Consider the following 16700-nt stretch of genomic DNA (forward strand, 5'->3'; position numbering starts at 1 on the left):
TCTTCCTCGATATAGTAGACGCCGCGCGCGGCACCGGAGGTATCGCGGGAGCTAGTAGACGAGGGCAGAAACCGGCAGCCGCGGCCCCGGACGGAGCTTCGCCTCCATACGGCCTGCCACGTTGCGGTAGAACAGCCGGTTGACGACGCCGACGGCCATCGCCTCGCGGGCCAGATCCACCTGCGCCACCTCGGGACCGTAGAGGGCGCGCAGCACGGCGCTCTGGCAGTCGGCTCCGCTGCCTTCCAGGTCGGCGCCCAGCGACCAGTCGAACTCGCCGGCCACTACCGGCTCGCGGCCGGGCATCCGGCGCCATCGGGCACGGTTGACCAGCCACGCCGTCAGGGCCCGCCGCGCGACCGTCGGCTGCGAGAGCCGCCGGACGATGCCCTGTCGGAGCTGCTCGCCCACCGGTCCGTTGAGCACCGTCACGATGGTGCGCTGGAGCTCCTGAATCGAGGCCCGCCCGGCCAGCCGGCGGCACTCCTCGTTGACGGACATCACCAGGTCGACCGCGGGCTCGCCGTAACGCAGCATGAGGTTGGTGGCGATGAACCCGGCGTTCTCCTCCAGCGCGTAACCTGCCGAGGGCGGGGTCGGGTTCGAGGCCCACTGCCAGAAGGCGTCGAGCACCCGCTCGTCGCCCGCGTAGCGCTCCAGCGAACGCTGCACCAGTTCTCTGACCTCCGCATTCTGCATGGGAAACCCCCCTCGGCCCCCAAGTATTGACCAGATGACCGCCCCCCATACCCCGGGGCGTGTGCGGGGCTCTCGCCGTGTCTGTGCGCCATGCTATGCTGGGCGGTCGGCGGGTGTCCCGAGCGGGAGGCCGGAAATCCCTGGGCGGCAGGGACGCGGGCGCCCCGCCGGCGATGGCCGCGGCGGGGCGCCTCGATCCGTGTCGGTCGGGGGTCAGGGCAGGGGCAGTCCGCAGGGGGCGTACGGCCGGCGGATGATGTACACGGCGTCTCCGGCCCAGCCGGCGGGCAGGCCATCCCCCAGTTCCACCCGGGTGCCGTCGGCGAGGGTGTGGACGAAGACCCCGTCCCAGGGCCCCCTGGCCGCCAGGATCCGTTCCCCTGTCCGGTCCCAGAAGGCCTGCGCGTGTCCTGAGTCTGCCACATGGACGGCGTCCCCGCCCTCCGGATCGATGATCCAGGTCCCGCCCCCTCCGCCGTAGGCCAGCAGCCGGTCACCCCGGGGACTCCAGGCCAGCCGCGCCTGCCAGGCATGAACCGGCAGCTCGGCGGCGGTTGTGCGCGCGTCCCGCTCCAGGTCGTAGACCACGACCCGGCTCCCCCGAGCCCCGGTCACGGGTTCCAGCGCCGCAAGCCGGTTCCCGTCGGGGCTCCAGGCCACCTCGAGCGCGGCGCCCTCCCCGGACGGGCCGCCAGTCTCGACGAACCCCGGGATGGTGCGCACCGTGCCTGTACGCAGATCCACCAGGACCAGCGGGGAAGGGGCAGGTTCGGCCCCGCCCGCGCCCGCACCCGGGGCCGGCCCCACGTAGGCGGCGGCCCTTCCGTCGGGCGAGAAAGCCACGGCTTCCGGCATCCCGGCGGCCAACGCCGACAGCGGCGGCTCCCCGCCGGTCTTCTCCCCCGTGTCGGGGTCCCAGAGCTCCCAGGCCCCCTCCGCCGATCCCCCGGGCACCCGGTTGACCAGCCGGCCGCCGACCCAGTGGAGGGAGCCCCCCTGAAGCGTTGTGCCGATCACCTGGTTTCCGGTCAGATCGACCACGCTCACCCGGTCGTCCCGCCACTGGTCCCCGTGGCTGCGCCAGGACCGCAGGGCGATTCGGGCGCCGTCGGGCGAAGGCCAGGCCTCGCGGATCTCCGGCGGCAGGCGGAGCAGTTCCTCGGCCCTGCCCGTCGCCAGGTCCACCCGCTCCAGGTAAGGGAGCCCGGCCTCGCTCCACACCGTCAGGGGGTAGCGGGCCACAGGCAGCCCGCTCCCGGCCGCGACAACGGTCCGCAGGTCAAGGTAAAGGCGGACCGGCGCCTCCTCCGTCTCGATCCACCAGCGATCGCCGGTCCCCTGGGCCAGCGCGACGGGCAGGGCGGTGCACTGCCGCACGCCGGAAAGCCAGGAAGTCAGGCTGTCCGCATCCACCGCCTGGTCAAACTCCAGCAGCAGCCGGAGCGGCCCCGCAGGCAGGATCGCCTCGGTCCCCTCCAGGGGAACCACCGTACCGTCCGCCGCCCGGTAGCCCAGGACCACCGTCGGCTCCGGGTGGCGGACCAGCTGCGTATGCGAGCCCGCGACCCCCTCCAGCCATGCCGTCCACCGGTCCGGCAGCGGCGGCTCAAACCGGGCCTGGATCACGCCGAGCACCGTGCGCACCTGGGCCGGCTCCGCCCCCTCGGTGCGCAGCAGCCCGCGGTAGGGCCTGGCGTCGTGGGTGTCCAGCTGCCAGGTCAGCTCCACCGGGCCGGATCCGACGGCCACCTCCTGCTGCCAGGGCTCCAGGCGGAGGGCGGTGATGCCGTCCACGACCCGGGTCAGCACGGGGGTCTGCCGGTAGACCAGCCGGTCGACCAGGCGCGGCGGCGCGCCCGCACGCTCCTCCGGGAGCGCGGGCGCGCCCGACTGACGCACATTGTCCGTGGCCGGTTCAGCCTCCTGCACGACCGGGGCGGACAGCGGCAAGGTGCAGCCTGCCACAAGGAGCAGGCAGAGCCACGCACATACGAAGGCCCGCTTCGCGCTCTTCATCGCCATCATCCTTCCGTCACAAGTCTGACGATGAAGAGCGGGCCGAGGTTCACACCCGCTTCATCCGCTCGAAGGGCTGCCGGCAGCCGTCGCAGTAATAGATCGACCGGCAGGCCGTGGGCCCGAACAGGTTCTCCAGGTGCGTATCGGTGGAGCCGCAGTAGGGGCAGGCGGGGACTTCCTCGGGCGCCGGCAGGAGCGGCGCGCCGGCAGAGCCCGGAGGAGGCGGGGCGATGCCGAAGCTGCGCAGCCTCCGGCGCCCCTCGGCGGTGATGCGATCGCTGCTCCAGGGCGGGTCGAGGACGAACGCCACCTCCACCTCCTCCACCCCCGGCACCGCCCGGAGCCGGTCCTCGGCGTCCCGCCGGATGATCTCCAGGGCCGGGCAGCCGACGAAGGTGGGCATGATCTCCACCCGCACCCGCGGCCCGGCCACCGTCACCCTGTGGACCATCCCCATGTCGACGATGGAGACGGGCGGGATCTCGGGGTCCCGCACGTCCGCGAGCGCCGCCCAGATCGCGCCCTCGGTCACCATGCCGCACCCGGGGCGGTCCGGTAGACCTCCCCCATCGTCGACAGCAGCCCTTCCAGATCCGGCGTGTGCTGGCCCAGCCGGCCGTCGGCCCCGGGCGCGGCAGCCGACTCCGGGCGACCGGGCCAGGTGAGCCCCACCTCGGCGAAGAGGGGCGCCATCCGCTCAGCCCAGCGCCCGGCCAGTTCGTCCGGGCGGACCGGGAAGTGCGGGCCCGGCGCCACCTCCCCCGGGGTGAACAGCCCTCCCACGTCGGGCCACACTGCCGCCACGGCCGCCTCCAGGCGCCGGCGCGACTCGTCCGTGCCGGTGGCCAGCCGCCGGAACCAGGTGGTGTGGTGCAGCAGGTGATACCGCTCCTCCCGCCGGACCTTGGCCGCCGCCTGCGCCAGCGGAGCGTAGGACGAGGAGCAGAGCACCTCCAGCCGGATCGCGTCGAAGAGGTCGTAGGCCAGGCGCCGGACGACCGTGTAGGCCCAGTCGAACCGGGGCTCGTCGAGGTAGGTCCCCGGCCCGTTGGGCCGCTCCAGGAGGACGGCGTTGCGCCGCCGCCCCGCAGGGCGCAGGAACGCCAGGTCGTCCGCCCGGCCCTGGCCCAGCTCCTCCAGCAGGCGGAAGAAGAGCGCCGCGTGCCCCACCTCGTCCTGGGCAATGGACGAAAAGGCCACGTCCTCCTCGATGTGCGGCGCCAGCCCCAGCCACTCCGAGTCCCGGTGGCCGATGACCAGTTCGTCGTCGGCCAGCTGATAGAGAAGCGCAATCACGCTCGCGGTGTCCACCCAAACCCCTCCCCCCCGGCGGCAGCCCGCATGGCGCGGCGCCGGCCGGTGCTCAGTCGCGGACGAAATCCCGCTCCAGGTCCAGCAGCTCCCGGCGGTACTTGCGCCAGCGCTCAGCGTTGGATTCCCGGTAGCCCGCCAGGGTCCGGTACCGCTTGTCGGTCTCCCGGGCGAAGAAGTCCCGGTCGGCGTAATCGGTCCGGTGGATCGCCGACTGCTCCACCGCCCAGATGGAGACGGCCGGATCCCGCCGCAGGAAGGACTCCCGCGCCAGCAGCAGGGCGTCCTCCGCGGACCCGGCGTCCACCGAGCCCACCCACACGTGCGGGCTCTGGTGGTCCTTCTGCACGAAGATCTCGTAGACCCGGAAGCGCCGGCCCCCCTCGCCGGGCGGCCGCGCCATCGCCTTCTCCGGAGGCTCCTGCAGCGCCACGGGACACCACCCCCTATACCGCCTGCGCCGCCGGGGTCAGCAGCGCCTCCCGCACCCAGCGTCCCTGCTCGTAGGAGAGCCGCCTGAGCCCCAACCGGTACTGCGACAGCGGCCCCTGGTTGCGGGCGATGGCCTTCAGCTTGGACCAGTCGGGCGGGGTGTAGATCCACCGGCCGGCCGCCTCGTCGTACCGCAGTTCCGGGTCCGGGATGGTCAGCCCCAGGGCCCGGATGCGGGGCACGTACTTGCTGAGGAACTTCTGCCGGAGCTCCTCGTTGGTCTTGGTGCGGAACCGGTACCGGAAGAGGACGGCCGACGCGGGCGAGTTCGATTCCGGGGGGCCGAAAAAGAGCAGCAACGGCTCCCACCAGCGCTCCAGGGCCTCCTGCAACATCCGGCGCTGGGCCGGGGTCCCCTCTGCCAGCGCCAGGCAGATGGACTCGCCGTGCTGGATGTGAAACCCCTCCTCGGCGCAGACTCGCTGCAGCACCCGGGCATAAGGCGCGTAGGAGGAGGTCAGCAGGGCCGCCTGCGTGACCACCGCGGCGCCGTCCACCAGCCAGCCGATGATGCCCGCGTCGGCCCACGTGGGCGCCGGCATGTGAAACACGTTGTGGAACTTGCACTCGCCGGTGAACAGCTCCTCCACCAGCTCCTCCCGGCCCTTGCCCAGCGGGGCCGCCAGGTCCTCGGCCACCCGCAGGATCAGCTGGGCGTGGCCCACCTCGTCCTGCACCTTCGCCATCAGGCTCAGCTTGCGCGCCAGCGTCGGCGCCCGGGGCACCCACTCCTTCTCGGGCAGGGCGCCCATCAACTCGGAAAGGGCGTGCATCTGCAGGAACTTGACCAGGGCCATGCGGCTCTCGTCGGGCATCCAGTCGGTCGCCTCGACCTTCTCCCCCCGGGTCACGCGGTCCAGGAACTCCGCGTGCCGTTCGTCAAGCGTGCGCACGGTTCTCCCTCCCCGTTGCGGCCGTGAAGATGACAATCGATGTGGGGCGATGGGCGGCGGGCTTGATCCGCAGCGGTTCAGGCGCCCACAGTTGGAGGGGGACCTACCCGCTCTCCCCGCCCGCGGCCACGCGCGAAGGGCCCTGCGGCGCGGGCTCCCCATCGGCGCTCGCCGGCAGGGCCGCGCTCCCCGGATCCGCCGCGTTGCGCAGCAGCCCCCCGGCGATGATGGCGTAGAACTGGTCCGCGACCTGCTCGGGGCTGAGCGGGCCGTCGGCGCGGTACCACTGGTACGTCCAGTTCACCGCGCTCAGGACCAGCAGCCGGACAAACTTCTCGTCAACGGGCCGGAAGACGCCGGACTCGACCCCCTCGCGGATGATGCGGGCCAGGAGCTCCTCGTACGCCCGGCGGTGGGCCACCGCCATCGCCCGCCGCTGGGGAGACAGAGCCCGCCACTCGTGCAGGAAGACGGTGGCCGCGGCCGGCGACTCGGCGACGACCCGGATGTGCGCCGCCATCGCCTGCCGGAGCCGCTCTCCGGCGTGTCCGGGGGACTCCGCAATCGGCGCGACCGCCTCCTGGAAGCGTTCCGACGCCTGCACCACCGCCTCGTAGAGCAGGTCCTCCTTGGAGGCCATGTGCGCGTACAGCGACCCGGGGAGGATCCCCACCGCCTGGGCGATCTCCCGTACGGTGGTGGCGTGGTACCCCTTGTCGCTGAACAGGCCGATGGCGGCCTGCAGCATGGCCTCCCTGCGCCGGTTTCGGCCCATTCCATCCCTCCTAGCAAGCGCTTGATTGGTTATCAGTATATTCTCCCTCTTCGCAACCCGTCAAGCGCCGGACCGCCCGGCATGCTGCGCCGGCGGGGAGGCAGGAAACCCCGGCGCGGGAAGAGAATCGTATGGAGACTTTCTCCCAGGCAAGTGTACCGCCAGCCAATTACGGGAAGTATTTCATAGACGGAGGGATATGCACCATGGCCGACACGGAACCCAAGGCCCAGGGGAACGAGGCGTATTACGCAACCGCCCGCACCCTCGGTACGGGCACCACCAGCTCGCCGACCATGAAGATCTGGCGGGTTATGGACGATTATCTGGCCAGGTTCGGCCGCGCGGTCAGCGCGTCGGAACTCGCGCAGGAGACGGGGCTTACCGTCGAGCAGATCGACGACATCTTCGCCCAGGAGTACTACCAGAAGCACTACGGGTTCCGGCGCTTCGACAGCCTCGAAGAATGGCGCGCCTGGGCAATGGAGACTGGCGTGCTGTACAACCCCGAGCTGCACCGTCCGGATCCCGAGGAGCCTGAGGAGGTCCCAGCGGAGCAGGGCGAGCCGTCTGAGGAGCCCTCCCCCGAGAGCCCGAACGGATAGAGGGCCGCTTTCGCCCGCGCACAGCCCCGGGCCCGCCGGAAGGCGGCCCCGGGGCGCTCTTGTGGGCGGTGGGCGGTGGACGATGAACGAAGACCGCAGGGAGAACCCCTGCGGTCGAGGACTGTTTGCGGGAACGCGGCCCGGACAAAACGGGCCTGCAAGCGGCGCCGCTCAGAGCAGCACCAGCGACAGGAGGGCGGTGGTCACGATGGCAACCACACCGGTGACGGCCGTGCCGATGGTCTGAGCCCGGTAGGCGGTGGCGACGTCCATGTCGGAGAACTGGGAGACCACCCAGAAGAAGCTGTCGTTGGCGTGGGAGACCACCATCGAGCCGGCACCTATGGCCATCACCATCAGCACGCGGCCCATTTCGCTGTCAAAGCCCAGGGCCGGCAGCATCGGGGCGATGATGGCGGAGGTGGTGACCAGGGCAACGGTGGAGGAGCCCTGGGCGGTCTTGAGCGCGGCGGCGATCACGAACGGCAGGAAGATGCCCAGGTTCCAGGTGGAGAGGGTCTCACCCAGGTAGGAGCCGATGGGAGTGGTCGAGAGGATCTTGCCCAGGGCGCCGCCGGCGCCGGTGACGATCAGAATCGTGGCGGCGTCCTTCAGCGAAGCGCCGATCCAGTCGTTGAGGACCTTCTCATCGATCTTCTCCACCAGGAACAGGCAGCAGAAGACGCCGATCAGCAGGGCGGTCACCGGGGTGCCCAGGAAGTTCAGGACGGTCTTCACGGCCCCTTCACCGAAGGGATGGCTGGGGAAGTCGGCCACCGAAGAGAGGGCGATCAGGGCGATGGGCACCACGATGGGGGCATAGGCGGCCCAGACGCCGGGCAGCCGGCCATACTGGGCCTTCATCTCCTCCCAGGCCCTGAGCGCCGCCTCCGGAGAGGACTTGTCGGTCTTGCCGTCCTTGGCGAACCGGTTGGCCCAGAACAGACCGGCCAGCGACGTGGGGATGGCAACCAGGAGGCCGACCATGATCGCCAGCCCGAGGTTGGTCAGGCCCAGGTTGCCTGCGGCGGCCAGCGGGCCGGGGGTCGGCGGCACCAGCACGTGGGTGGCGTACAGGCCGGTGGAGAGCGCCACCGCCAGGGCGGTCAGCGAGACGCCGGTCCGCTTGGACAGCGCCTTGTTCAGGGAGGACAGGATGACGAAGCCGGAATCGCAGAAGACCGGGATGGAGACGATGTAGCCGATCAGGTTCATGGCCAGGGCGGGCCGCTTCTCACCCACCACCTTCAGGATCGAATCGGCCATCACGATGGCGGCGCCGGACTTCTCCAGGAAGACGCCGATGATGGTGCCCAGGATGATCACGAGGCCGATGCTGGTCATGAGGCCGCCGAATCCGTTGGTGATGGTGGAGACGATCTCGGTGGCCGGCATGCCGGCGGCGAAACCGACGCCGTAGGCGGTGAGGAGCAGGGCCAGGAACGGGTTCAGCTTCAGCTTGGCGGTACTATAGATGATGAATGCGATCGCGGCCAACAGGATGACAAGAAGAATCGGGCCTGATGCCATCACTCATTCCTCCATCTTTCTCCGAAGGTCTAACGGGGAACCTGTATGCCAACCCGGACCAGCCGCATAGCCTGGGCGGTTGCCCGCCGCAGCCACTGGTCGGCCCGAGCCATGGCCTCATCCAGCGTCACCGGCCCCGGGGCAGTACTGAGCAGCGCCGCGACCCCCTGCTCCAGCAGGGCGTCGGCATCGTCGGTCACCGCGCCCGAGATCACGACCACCGGCACGCCGCAGGGCGCCGCCGCCCGCGCCAGGCCCAGCGGCACCTTGCCCGCCAGGGTCTGGCCGTCGGTCCTGCCCTCGCCGGTGAGGAGCAGCGCCGCGCCCTGCAACTGTCGCCGAAGCCCGGTGACCTCCATCACCACATCAATTCCCGGACGGAGCCGTGCGCCCAGGAATCCCATGAGCCCGGCCCCGAGCCCACCGGCGGCTCCTGCGCCCGGCAGGTTCCGGACATCCCGGCCCAGGTCCCGGACCATCACGTCGGCCAGCCGGGTAAGCGCCCGGTCCAGCAGCGCCACGTCCTCCGCCGTGGCCCCCTTCTGCGGGCCGTAGACCGCCGCCGCGCCGCGCGGACCGGTCAGCGGATTGTCCACGTCACAGGCCACCATCAGCTCCACGCCCTTCAGCCGGGGGTCCAGGCCGCTCAGGTCGATCCGCTCCAACTCCAACAGGGCCGCGCCGCCCCGATCCACCGGGCTGCCGTCCGCCTTCAGGAAACGGCCGCCCAGGGCCTGGGCCATGCCTACGCCGCCGTCGTTGGTGGCGCTGCCGCCGATGCCGACCAGGATCCGGCGCACGCCCCGGTCCAGGGCCGCCCGGATCAGTTCACCGGTGCCATAGGTGGTGGTCACCTTGGGATCCCTGCGCTCCGGCGGCACCAACAGCAGCCCGGAAGCGGCCGCCATCTCGATGACGGCGGTGTCGCCGTCGCCCAGCAGGCCAAAAGCGGCCCGTACCGGTTCGCCCAGCGGGCCTGTCACCTCCGCTTCCACCAGCTGACCGCCAGTGGCCGCCACCAGCGCCTGGGTGGTACCTTCCCCGCCATCGGCCATCGGCAGCGCCACCACCTCGGCGTCGGGCATGGCGTCCAGCACGCCCTGCCGCATGGCTTCCGCAGCCTTCAGGGCGGTCAGGCTTCCCTTGAAGGAGTCCGGCGCCACGATGATCTTCATCTTCATTCCTCCGATCGAAGCGGTATCGGTCGAAAGTAGGATTCGAGCATCGCCGGAAAGCGGCCTGTGGCCACTTCGTCCAGCGATGCTCGAAATTCTACGCATTATTGCAGCCCGTACTCGACACTTTGTCCAAACAGCCGCTCCAACTGGATGGCCAGGTAGAGGGACAACAGCCCTTCCCAGGAGCGCGGGTCGGTTCCGCTGCGTTCAGCAATCGCCCCCAACCGGTGGACCAGGGTGTGCCGGTGGATGCCCAGCCGGTCGGCGGCGCCGGTGCTGTTCAACCCTTCCTCCGCGTAAGCCAGTACCGTCTCCCGCAGGAGGCGCCCCTCCCGGCTGTCGGCCGCCGGCAGCCCCCCCAGCATCCCGGCCACGAACTCGGCGACCTCGGACGGCGGGAGGGTGGTCAGCAACCGGGACAGCCGGAGCCGGTAGGCCGACAGGGCGACCGGGTTGCCGTGGAGCCGCCCGGCGGCAAAGCTCTGCAGTGCGGTCTCGTACGAGCGCCGGAGCCCCACCAGCCCCCGGCCGATCAGCCCGCCGGCCACGGCGAATCCCTTGGGCAGCGCCTCCAGCAGCACTGCGCTCAGGTCCCGGGGTGGGTCGGTCGCGATCACCACCCCCAGGCCGTTCCAGGGACCGGCGAAGGTGATCCGGTCGGTGCCCCCCCTCTGCAGCCGCTGCGCGAGCCATTCGGATTCCGCCCAGATACGGGAGAGCCCGTCGGTTCCCCGGGGGCCCTGGCAGAGCAGCACCTGGTAGGCGGAGTCCGGCGACAGGTCGTAAAGGGGGGCGTCCTGCACCATCCGCTCGCCGATCGGGCCCTTGCTGGTCAGCAGCGTCCGCAGAAACGACTCCCGGGCCATCAGCCGGACCCGCTCCAGCTCCTCCGCCCGCCGCTGCATCAGGGCCAGGCTGACCATCTCGCGGATCAGCTCGCCGAACGGGCCCACCTGATCGGGCGGACCCGTAATCCCCACCACCCCGACAGTGCGGCCGTCCACTTGAATGGGCAGGTTAACCCCGGGCCGGACCCCGACCCACCGCTCCTCGTCGCCAGGGTAGATGTCCAGGCGCCGGTTGGTCCGGATCACCTGCGCCGCCGCCTGGTGAAAGGAGCCGATCCGGGTCGGGTCGCCGCTGGCCACGATGACGCCGTCCTCGTCCATGATATTGACGTTCCGCTGCAGAATCGTAACCGCCCGGTCTGCGATGGGCTGCGCAAGTTCACTGGTAATCCGCAGAGTTATCCCCTCCCACCATCGGGGCAGCGCACGCCGCCCGGCCTGGCTGCCGGCCGCCGGCAGGGCCACCGGCATGCGACAGGCGCCGCGGGCCATGCTCCCCGCGGCGCCTGCTGTTCGGATCCCAACACGCCGACTGACTCCGCCGCCGGGGGTGAGCCAGGCCCGTAGCCCGATCCCAGCGCCGTGCCGCTGCCGCACCAACCCTTCACCGGCTCTGGATGAACATCTGCGTCCAGCCGTACTCGTAGTAGCCGACGCCGATGGTGTCGAAGTCCGGGTTCAGGATGTTGCTGCGGTGCCCCGGGCTGTTCATCCAGGCCTCGTGCACCTGCTCCGGGGTCCGGTGGCCCAGCGCGATGTTCTCCCCGGCCATCCGGTACGTGAACCCGAACTGTTTCATCATCTCGAAGGGGCTCCCGTAGGTGGGGCTCTCGTGGCCGAAGTACCCGCCGGTGACGAAGTCCCGGGACTTCAGCCGGGCGACCCGGCTCAGCCCGGGATCCAGACGGAGGGGCTGCAGTCCCGCCGCCAGGCGCTCGGCGTTAACCAGCTCCGCCACCCGCCGCTCGAACTCGTGAATCCCGTCCTCAGCCGAAGGTCCGCCGGCCGGCGCGGGTTCCGCCGGTTGTGGCGGGGCTGACCCTGCCTGCGTCAGGCGCAGCGCCCGGGCGATCATCACCGCGGCCTGCGCCCGGGTCGCCGTCTGGTCCGGTGCAAACGTGCCGTCCCCCATCCCCCGGATGATGCCACAGCCCGCCGCCCTGGCGATGTACGGCCCGAACGGAGCCTGGTTCGGATCCACGTCGGAGAACGCCACCGACGAGGGGCTGACGTGGCAGACCCCGATTGCACGGGCCAGCATCCGGGCCAGCTCGGCCCGCGTGATCGGCTGGTTCGGCCGGAACCAGGGGCCGAAGTCCCCGGCCTGGATCACGCCCGCCTGGACGGCCCGGGTGACCGGCTCCTCGTACCAGCCGCCATGGATGTCCACGAAGGGCGCCCGCACCGCGGGGTCGGCAGCCAGCGGGAAAGCGCGCAGGACGACAGCAGCCACCTCGGCCCGGGTGATCTGGTCGTGGGGCCGGAAGGCGCCGGTGTCCGCATCGCCCCGGAAGATGCCCAGCTCGGTGGTGAACTCGATGTCCGCCGCGGCCCAGGCGGGGATCTGCGCCTGATCGGTGTACGCGGCCGGAGCCGCCAGGGCTGGGGCGGCGCCGGGCAGGACCCGGCCCGGCGCAACGGCGCCCGGCAGGATGGCGCGCAGCCCGGAGGCGGAGACCGGCAGAATCCCCAACAGTGTCGCGGCGATGGCGAGGGCGGCGAGATGGTGCGGAAACGGGCGCTGCGACACGGGTGCTCCTCCTAGTCGATCGAAGTGTGTAAGTTTCTGGCTACACACCGTCAAGTTACCATAACTGCAGAGGCGGTCGCAACCCATGGGTCGGGTTTCCGGCGCCGCCCGCTACGCGTCCGTCCCCACCCGATCCACCCGCCATGCCGCATCGCGCCTGGTCGCCCGGTAGACATCGGGCGTGGTCATCCGGACCCAGTCGCCGAAACCAAACGCAGGGTCCAGCTCCCGCAGCATGAGCGTCACCAGGCATCCGTGCGAGACCAGGGCGACGGGTTGGCACCCTGCCGCCAGGGCTTCTTCCAGGACGGCCATCCCCCGCACCGCCGGATGCCGAGCCCCGCCAGCCGCTCGGCCAGCTCCGCCGCCTGCGCCCGGCCCCGTTCGGTCAGCGGCGCGTCTGCCGCCTGTCCGGATGCTTCACAGTACCGAATCAGGTAGAACTCCCCACGTCGCTCCCCCCTCGCGCAGGAGCGGGGCCTATCCCCGCTCCGACTCCAACGGTTCCAGCGACCACCCGTCCGGGCCGGGCCGCGTGAGAAAGGCCATGCGGCGGTCTCCGGGCTCCTCCGCCGTGACCCGGAAGCCCCCGGGGACCGGCCGGATGGCCAGGATTTCCGCCTCGGGCACCCGGGACCGCACCAGCGGCTCCAGCACGGGGACCAGGGCGTCTTCCAGCCATGCCCGCTCCCGGTGCCACCGCGGCGCCGGCCGCGGCAGCGGGTAGCCGTCCGCCGGAGCGCCCAGCAAGGCGGCCAGCGCAGCCGCATCCGCCGCGGACGCAGCCGGACCCGACGCGGCCGCTCCCCCGCCCGTTGCGCCCGCCGCAGCCGGGGGCACCAACCGCCCCGCGCCCACAGCGGCCACGAACCGCAGGCAGAGCTCCACCGTGTTCACGACCTCGTCGTACTCCAGCGAGCCGTTGGGATAGCGGATCTCCACCGTTCCGAAGTCGAACCAGGCCGCCGCATTGATGCCGCAGCGGTGCGACTGCGGCCGTCCCCGGCGGACCAGGGAGGCCCGCTCCGGTTTCGCCAGGTAGCGGTCCCGCATAGCAGGCACCACGGGCGGGCAGTGAATCAGCCGGTCCTCGGCCGTCCGCAGGAGCCCGCGCAGGGCGTCCTGGTGCGCGAGGGCCTCGTCGACCAGCGGGAGCACGATGTCCTGCCCCCACGGCTCCAGCCCCACGTGCACGTGCAGCCCGCAGCTCCAGTTGGCCCGGGCACCCGTGGCCTTCAGCCGGTCCAGCATCACCCGCATCTGCTCCCGGTCGCGCCAGAGCAGGGGCGGCGGCTTCAGCTCCGCCCCCGAATCCTCGCCCGTATCGTCCACCTGCAGCTCATCGAAGGCCATCACCCAGCCCGGGAGGAGTTCCACGGCCGCCGGGTTGCCGCCCACGAACTCGATCTCGACCCCGAACCGGAGCTCTTCCCAGTCAACTGTCCTGGGCCACATGGGGGTCACCTCTCCTCTTCCCGTCTTACAGACGTCGCTACGAATCCGCGTGGTTTCCCCCGGTCGACACGTCCTGGCCGCCCCCGTGGACAGCACCGCCGCAGCGGCCTCAGAAAGAAAAGGGACCAGGACACAGAAAAGCCGCGTCCTGGTCTGCGCAGATCACATCCCCCGCGCCAGCAGCAGCGCCACGGTGACCGCGGCCACGAGCCCCCGGTACCAGGCAAAGACCAGGTAGGACCCCCGCTGCAGGTACCGGAGCAGCGCGGCGATGACCGCGTATCCGCTCACCGCCGCGGCCGCCACGCCGGCGAAGAAAGACGGCGTGAACATGGCGGGATCCGCGTCGGGGATTACCAGCACCGCCCCGCCCAGGATGATCGGCCAGCCCAGCAGGAACGAGACCTTCGCCGCGGTCTCCCGCTTCAGCCCCAGGGCCAGGCCGGCGGTGATGGTCGCGCCCGACCGGGAGACGCCGGGGATCACGGCCAGCGCCTGCGCCAGCCCGATCCAGATCACGTCCGACACCCGGATCTCCTCCAGCGACCGCCGCTTGGGGCCGAACCGGTCGGCCAGGTACAGGATGACGCCCACCACCGCCAGCAGGAGGGCGATGGTGAGGATGGACTGGCGGAAGACCGCCTCCACCACGTCCTCCATCAGGAGGCCGAAGATCGCCCCGGGCACCGTCCCCAGCACGATCCCCCAGGCCAGCCTGCCGGTGGGGGTCTTCATCCCCTTCGTCAGCCCCTCCACCGCCAGATTCAGCAGGTCCCGCCAGAAGTAGATGGTGACGGCGATGAGGGTGCCCACGTGCAGGGCCAGATCGAAAGCCAGGCCCGAGGGCGACCAGCCCAGGAACCACGGGACCAGGATCAGGTGGGCGGAGCTGGAGATGGGCAGGAACTCGGCCAGCCCCTGCACGATGCCGAGGATGACGGCCTGAAGGACGGTCACGGGGAATCCCTCCGTTGTCTTGCCAATAAACAGCAACAGTGTACCATACGGGCGGGCGCAGGGCCACCTCTGTCTGCCCTCCGTCGGCCCTCCGGTCGGCCCGGAGGAGCCGCTAGTCCGCGGAAGCGGGCACCCAGAGCGGCTGGGCCGGCCCCGGGCCCAGCGCCTCCGAAAGGAACTGCGACGGGGTGGTGAGCACCATCTCCCCCCGCTGCCAGCGCACCCGGGCGCCGGTCAGGTACAGCTCCTCCCTGGCCCGGGTGATGGCCACGTAGCAGAGCCGCCGCTCCTCCTCCAGGTTGCCCTCCTCCAGGGCCCGCTGGTACGGCAGCAGCCCCTGCTCCATGCCCACGACGAAGACCACCGGGTACTCCAGCCCCTTGGCCGAGTGGATCGTCTGCAGCTTCACCACGTCGCCGCCGCTCTCGTCCTCCTGCCCTTCCAACAGGGCCAGGTGGTCCAGGTACGCCCCGAGCCCGCCATCCGGCGAGCGGCGCTCGAACTCGTGCATGGCGGCGATCAGGCTCTCCACCACCTCGGACCGGCGCTCTTCCTTGCGCCGGTCCTCCTCCTGCAGGTACGCCAGGTAGCCCGATTCCCGAAGCAGCCGCTCCATCGCCGCCGCGAACCGGCCTGGCTGCCGCTCCAGGGCTTCCCGGGCCCGGCGCAGGTGGTCGTGGAGCTGACGCGCGCCCGCGGCGGCCTCGTCCTGCAGGACCCCTTCGTCGGCTGCGACCCTCAGCGCCGCGATCAGGTCCACCCCCCGCTGCGCGGCGAGGGCCAGCAGCCGCTGCAGCCCCCGCTCCCCGATGCCCCGGCGCGGGGCGTTCAGCACCCGCTCCAGGCTGACCGAGTCCCGGGGGTTGTGCACCAGCCGCAGATAGGCCAGCGAGTCCTGCACCTCCCGCCGGTCGTAGAAGCGGGGGCCCCCCACCACCTGGTAGGGGATCGACGCCTCCCGCAGCTCCTCCTCGAAGGGGCGCCCCTGGGCGGTGGTGCGGTACAGGATGGCGAAGTCGCCCCAGCGCCGGCCGGCCTCCGCTCCCGCCCGGATGCGCTGCACGACCCACTTCGCCTCGTCCACCTCCGTCTCGGCCTCGTGGGCCACCACGGGCCGCCCCTCGGGCGCGGCGGTGAAGAGCCGCTTGGGCCTCTGGCCCGCGTTGTGCGCGATCAGCCGGTTGGCGGCGCGGATGATGGCCCCGGTGGAGCGGTAGTTCTGCTCCAGCAGGATCGTCCTCGCCCCCGGGAAGTGGCGCTCGAACTCCAGGATGCAGCGGATGTCGGCCGACCGCCAGGAGTAGATGGACTGCGCGTCGTCGCCCACCGCCATCACGTTCTGCCGCTTACCGGCCAGCAGCTTCACCATGTGGAGCTGGGCGACGTTGGTGTCCTGGAACTCGTCCACCTGCAGGTAGGTGAAGCGGCGCTGCAGGTCCGCGCGAATGTCCGGCTTCTCCCGGAGCATCTGGACGAACAGGTTGATCAGGTCGTCGAAGTCGACCATGTCGTTGCGCCGGAGCTTCTCCTCGTAGCGCTTCCAGATCTCCGCCGTCAGCCGGTTCACGTACCGGTCGGTGCTGCGGATCATCTCCAGCACCCGGGACCAGTCCATGAGGTCGTGGGAGGGCTGCCGGGCGAGCAGCGACTCGGGGTCGGCCAGCTCGTTCTTGTAGCGGCCGATGCGCCAGAGGAACGACTCCGGCCGGTTGGCCTTCAGGTCGAAGTTGCGCTCGGCGATGGCCTCCTTCAGCAGCGCCAGCTGAATCGTGGGGTCCGCGACGGTGAAGGAAGGCGTCCGGCCGCTCTCCGGGAAGTCGCCGATGTACTGCCGGAGGAGCACCATGGCGGCGGAGTGGAAGGTGCGGATCATCACCCGCCGGGCGTCCGCACCCACCAGGGCCACCGCCCGGTCCCGCATCTCCCGGGCCGCCTTGTTGGTGAATGTGATGCACATGACCGCCTCCGGCGGGACCCCCCTGGCCAGAAGACAGGCCAGCCGGTGGGTGGCCGTCCGGGTCTTGCCGGCCCCGGCGCCGGCGATAACAAGAAGGGGGCCGTCCTGGTGCAGGGCGGCCGCCCTCTGCGCTGGGTTCAAACCTTCAACGATCGCTTCGAGGTCGGACAAGCTTCGTCTGCCCCCCTGTCTGCCAGGGGGCATTATAGCAAGTCCCGGCAGGCGAGGGGA

Annotated in this window: 17 protein-coding genes; 1 reads left to right on the forward strand and 16 read right to left on the reverse strand. The window is 71.0% G+C overall.

Features of this window, described 5'->3' with window-relative positions:
* Positions 1 to 51 precede the first annotated feature (51 nt).
* The 7 genes from STH_RS12340 to STH_RS12370 all read right to left on the reverse strand — a co-directional run bounded on the left by STH_RS12340 (position 52) and on the right by STH_RS12370 (position 6189).
* On the reverse strand, positions 52 to 699 hold the full coding sequence (locus tag STH_RS12340; RefSeq protein WP_011196604.1) for a hypothetical protein: 648 nt from the start codon (positions 697 to 699) through the stop codon (positions 52 to 54).
* A gap of 213 nt (positions 700 to 912) precedes the next feature.
* Positions 913 to 2715 (reverse strand): WD40 repeat domain-containing protein, encoded by a 1803-nt coding sequence (locus STH_RS12345; RefSeq protein ID WP_043714060.1) that lies wholly within the window; start codon positions 2713 to 2715, stop codon positions 913 to 915.
* 49 nt (positions 2716 to 2764) lie between these two features.
* A complete protein-coding gene (paaD, locus tag STH_RS12350) occupies positions 2765 to 3253 on the reverse strand; it encodes a 1,2-phenylacetyl-CoA epoxidase subunit PaaD (RefSeq protein WP_011196606.1) in 489 nt (162 codons plus the stop codon).
* Positions 3247 to 4029, reverse strand: coding sequence for a 1,2-phenylacetyl-CoA epoxidase subunit PaaC (gene paaC, locus STH_RS12355; RefSeq protein ID WP_050742272.1), 783 nt, complete (start codon positions 4027 to 4029; stop codon positions 3247 to 3249). Before paaC ends, paaD begins: the two co-directional genes overlap by 7 nt.
* A 52-nt stretch (positions 4030 to 4081) precedes the next feature.
* Positions 4082 to 4462: a hypothetical protein gene (locus STH_RS12360; RefSeq protein WP_197525176.1), complete on the reverse strand. Its 381-nt coding sequence runs from the start codon at positions 4460 to 4462 to the stop codon at positions 4082 to 4084.
* A 13-nt stretch (positions 4463 to 4475) separates the two neighbouring features.
* A complete protein-coding gene (paaA, locus tag STH_RS12365) occupies positions 4476 to 5414 on the reverse strand; it encodes a 1,2-phenylacetyl-CoA epoxidase subunit PaaA (protein ID WP_011196609.1) in 939 nt (312 codons plus the stop codon).
* Between the two features lie 103 nt (positions 5415 to 5517).
* Positions 5518 to 6189: a TetR/AcrR family transcriptional regulator gene (locus STH_RS12370; RefSeq protein ID WP_011196610.1), complete on the reverse strand. Its 672-nt coding sequence runs from the start codon at positions 6187 to 6189 to the stop codon at positions 5518 to 5520.
* Positions 6190 to 6395: 206 nt separating this feature from the next.
* Between STH_RS12370 and STH_RS12375 the strand changes: the two genes are divergently transcribed.
* Positions 6396 to 6794: a hypothetical protein gene (locus STH_RS12375; protein ID WP_043714062.1), complete on the forward strand. Its 399-nt coding sequence runs from the start codon at positions 6396 to 6398 to the stop codon at positions 6792 to 6794.
* A 171-nt stretch (positions 6795 to 6965) separates the two neighbouring features.
* Here STH_RS12375 and STH_RS12380 read toward each other — a convergent pair whose 3' ends face one another.
* From STH_RS12380 to STH_RS12415, 9 genes are all read right to left on the reverse strand, one after another.
* Positions 6966 to 8324: a GntP family permease gene (locus tag STH_RS12380; RefSeq protein ID WP_011196612.1), complete on the reverse strand. Its 1359-nt coding sequence runs from the start codon at positions 8322 to 8324 to the stop codon at positions 6966 to 6968.
* A 29-nt stretch (positions 8325 to 8353) separates the two neighbouring features.
* Entirely contained in the window at positions 8354 to 9499 is a 1146-nt protein-coding gene (locus STH_RS12385) for a glycerate kinase (RefSeq protein ID WP_011196613.1), read from the reverse strand.
* A gap of 104 nt (positions 9500 to 9603) precedes the next feature.
* Complete coding sequence (locus STH_RS12390; RefSeq protein WP_043714064.1) at positions 9604 to 10842, reverse strand: CdaR family transcriptional regulator; 1239 nt, start codon at positions 10840 to 10842, stop codon at positions 9604 to 9606.
* Between the two features lie 112 nt (positions 10843 to 10954).
* Positions 10955 to 12100 (reverse strand): S-layer homology domain-containing protein, encoded by a 1146-nt coding sequence (locus STH_RS19860; RefSeq protein WP_050742273.1) that lies wholly within the window; start codon positions 12098 to 12100, stop codon positions 10955 to 10957.
* 111 nt (positions 12101 to 12211) lie between these two features.
* Positions 12212 to 12415 carry a hypothetical protein gene (locus STH_RS12400; protein ID WP_050742274.1) on the reverse strand — a complete coding sequence of 68 codons (204 nt, stop codon included), beginning with the start codon at positions 12413 to 12415 and terminating at the stop codon, positions 12212 to 12214.
* On the reverse strand, positions 12343 to 12537 hold the full coding sequence (locus STH_RS19985; RefSeq protein ID WP_158507027.1) for a histidine phosphatase family protein: 195 nt from the start codon (positions 12535 to 12537) through the stop codon (positions 12343 to 12345). The genes STH_RS12400 and STH_RS19985 overlap by 73 nt, the downstream gene beginning before the upstream one ends.
* A gap of 43 nt (positions 12538 to 12580) precedes the next feature.
* On the reverse strand, positions 12581 to 13555 hold the full coding sequence (locus tag STH_RS19780) for an amidoligase family protein (RefSeq protein ID WP_011196617.1): 975 nt from the start codon (positions 13553 to 13555) through the stop codon (positions 12581 to 12583).
* Positions 13556 to 13717: 162 nt separating this feature from the next.
* On the reverse strand, positions 13718 to 14512 hold the full coding sequence (uppP, locus tag STH_RS12410; protein ID WP_043714067.1) for an undecaprenyl-diphosphatase UppP: 795 nt from the start codon (positions 14510 to 14512) through the stop codon (positions 13718 to 13720).
* A 112-nt stretch (positions 14513 to 14624) separates the two neighbouring features.
* Positions 14625 to 16640, reverse strand: coding sequence for an ATP-dependent helicase (locus STH_RS12415; protein WP_011196619.1), 2016 nt, complete (start codon positions 16638 to 16640; stop codon positions 14625 to 14627).
* Positions 16641 to 16700 lie beyond the last annotated feature (60 nt).

Origin of the sequence: Symbiobacterium thermophilum IAM 14863 (genome assembly GCF_000009905.1) — a bacterium.
Taxonomy (GTDB): Bacteria; Bacillota; Sulfobacillia; order Symbiobacteriales; family Symbiobacteriaceae; genus Symbiobacterium; species Symbiobacterium thermophilum.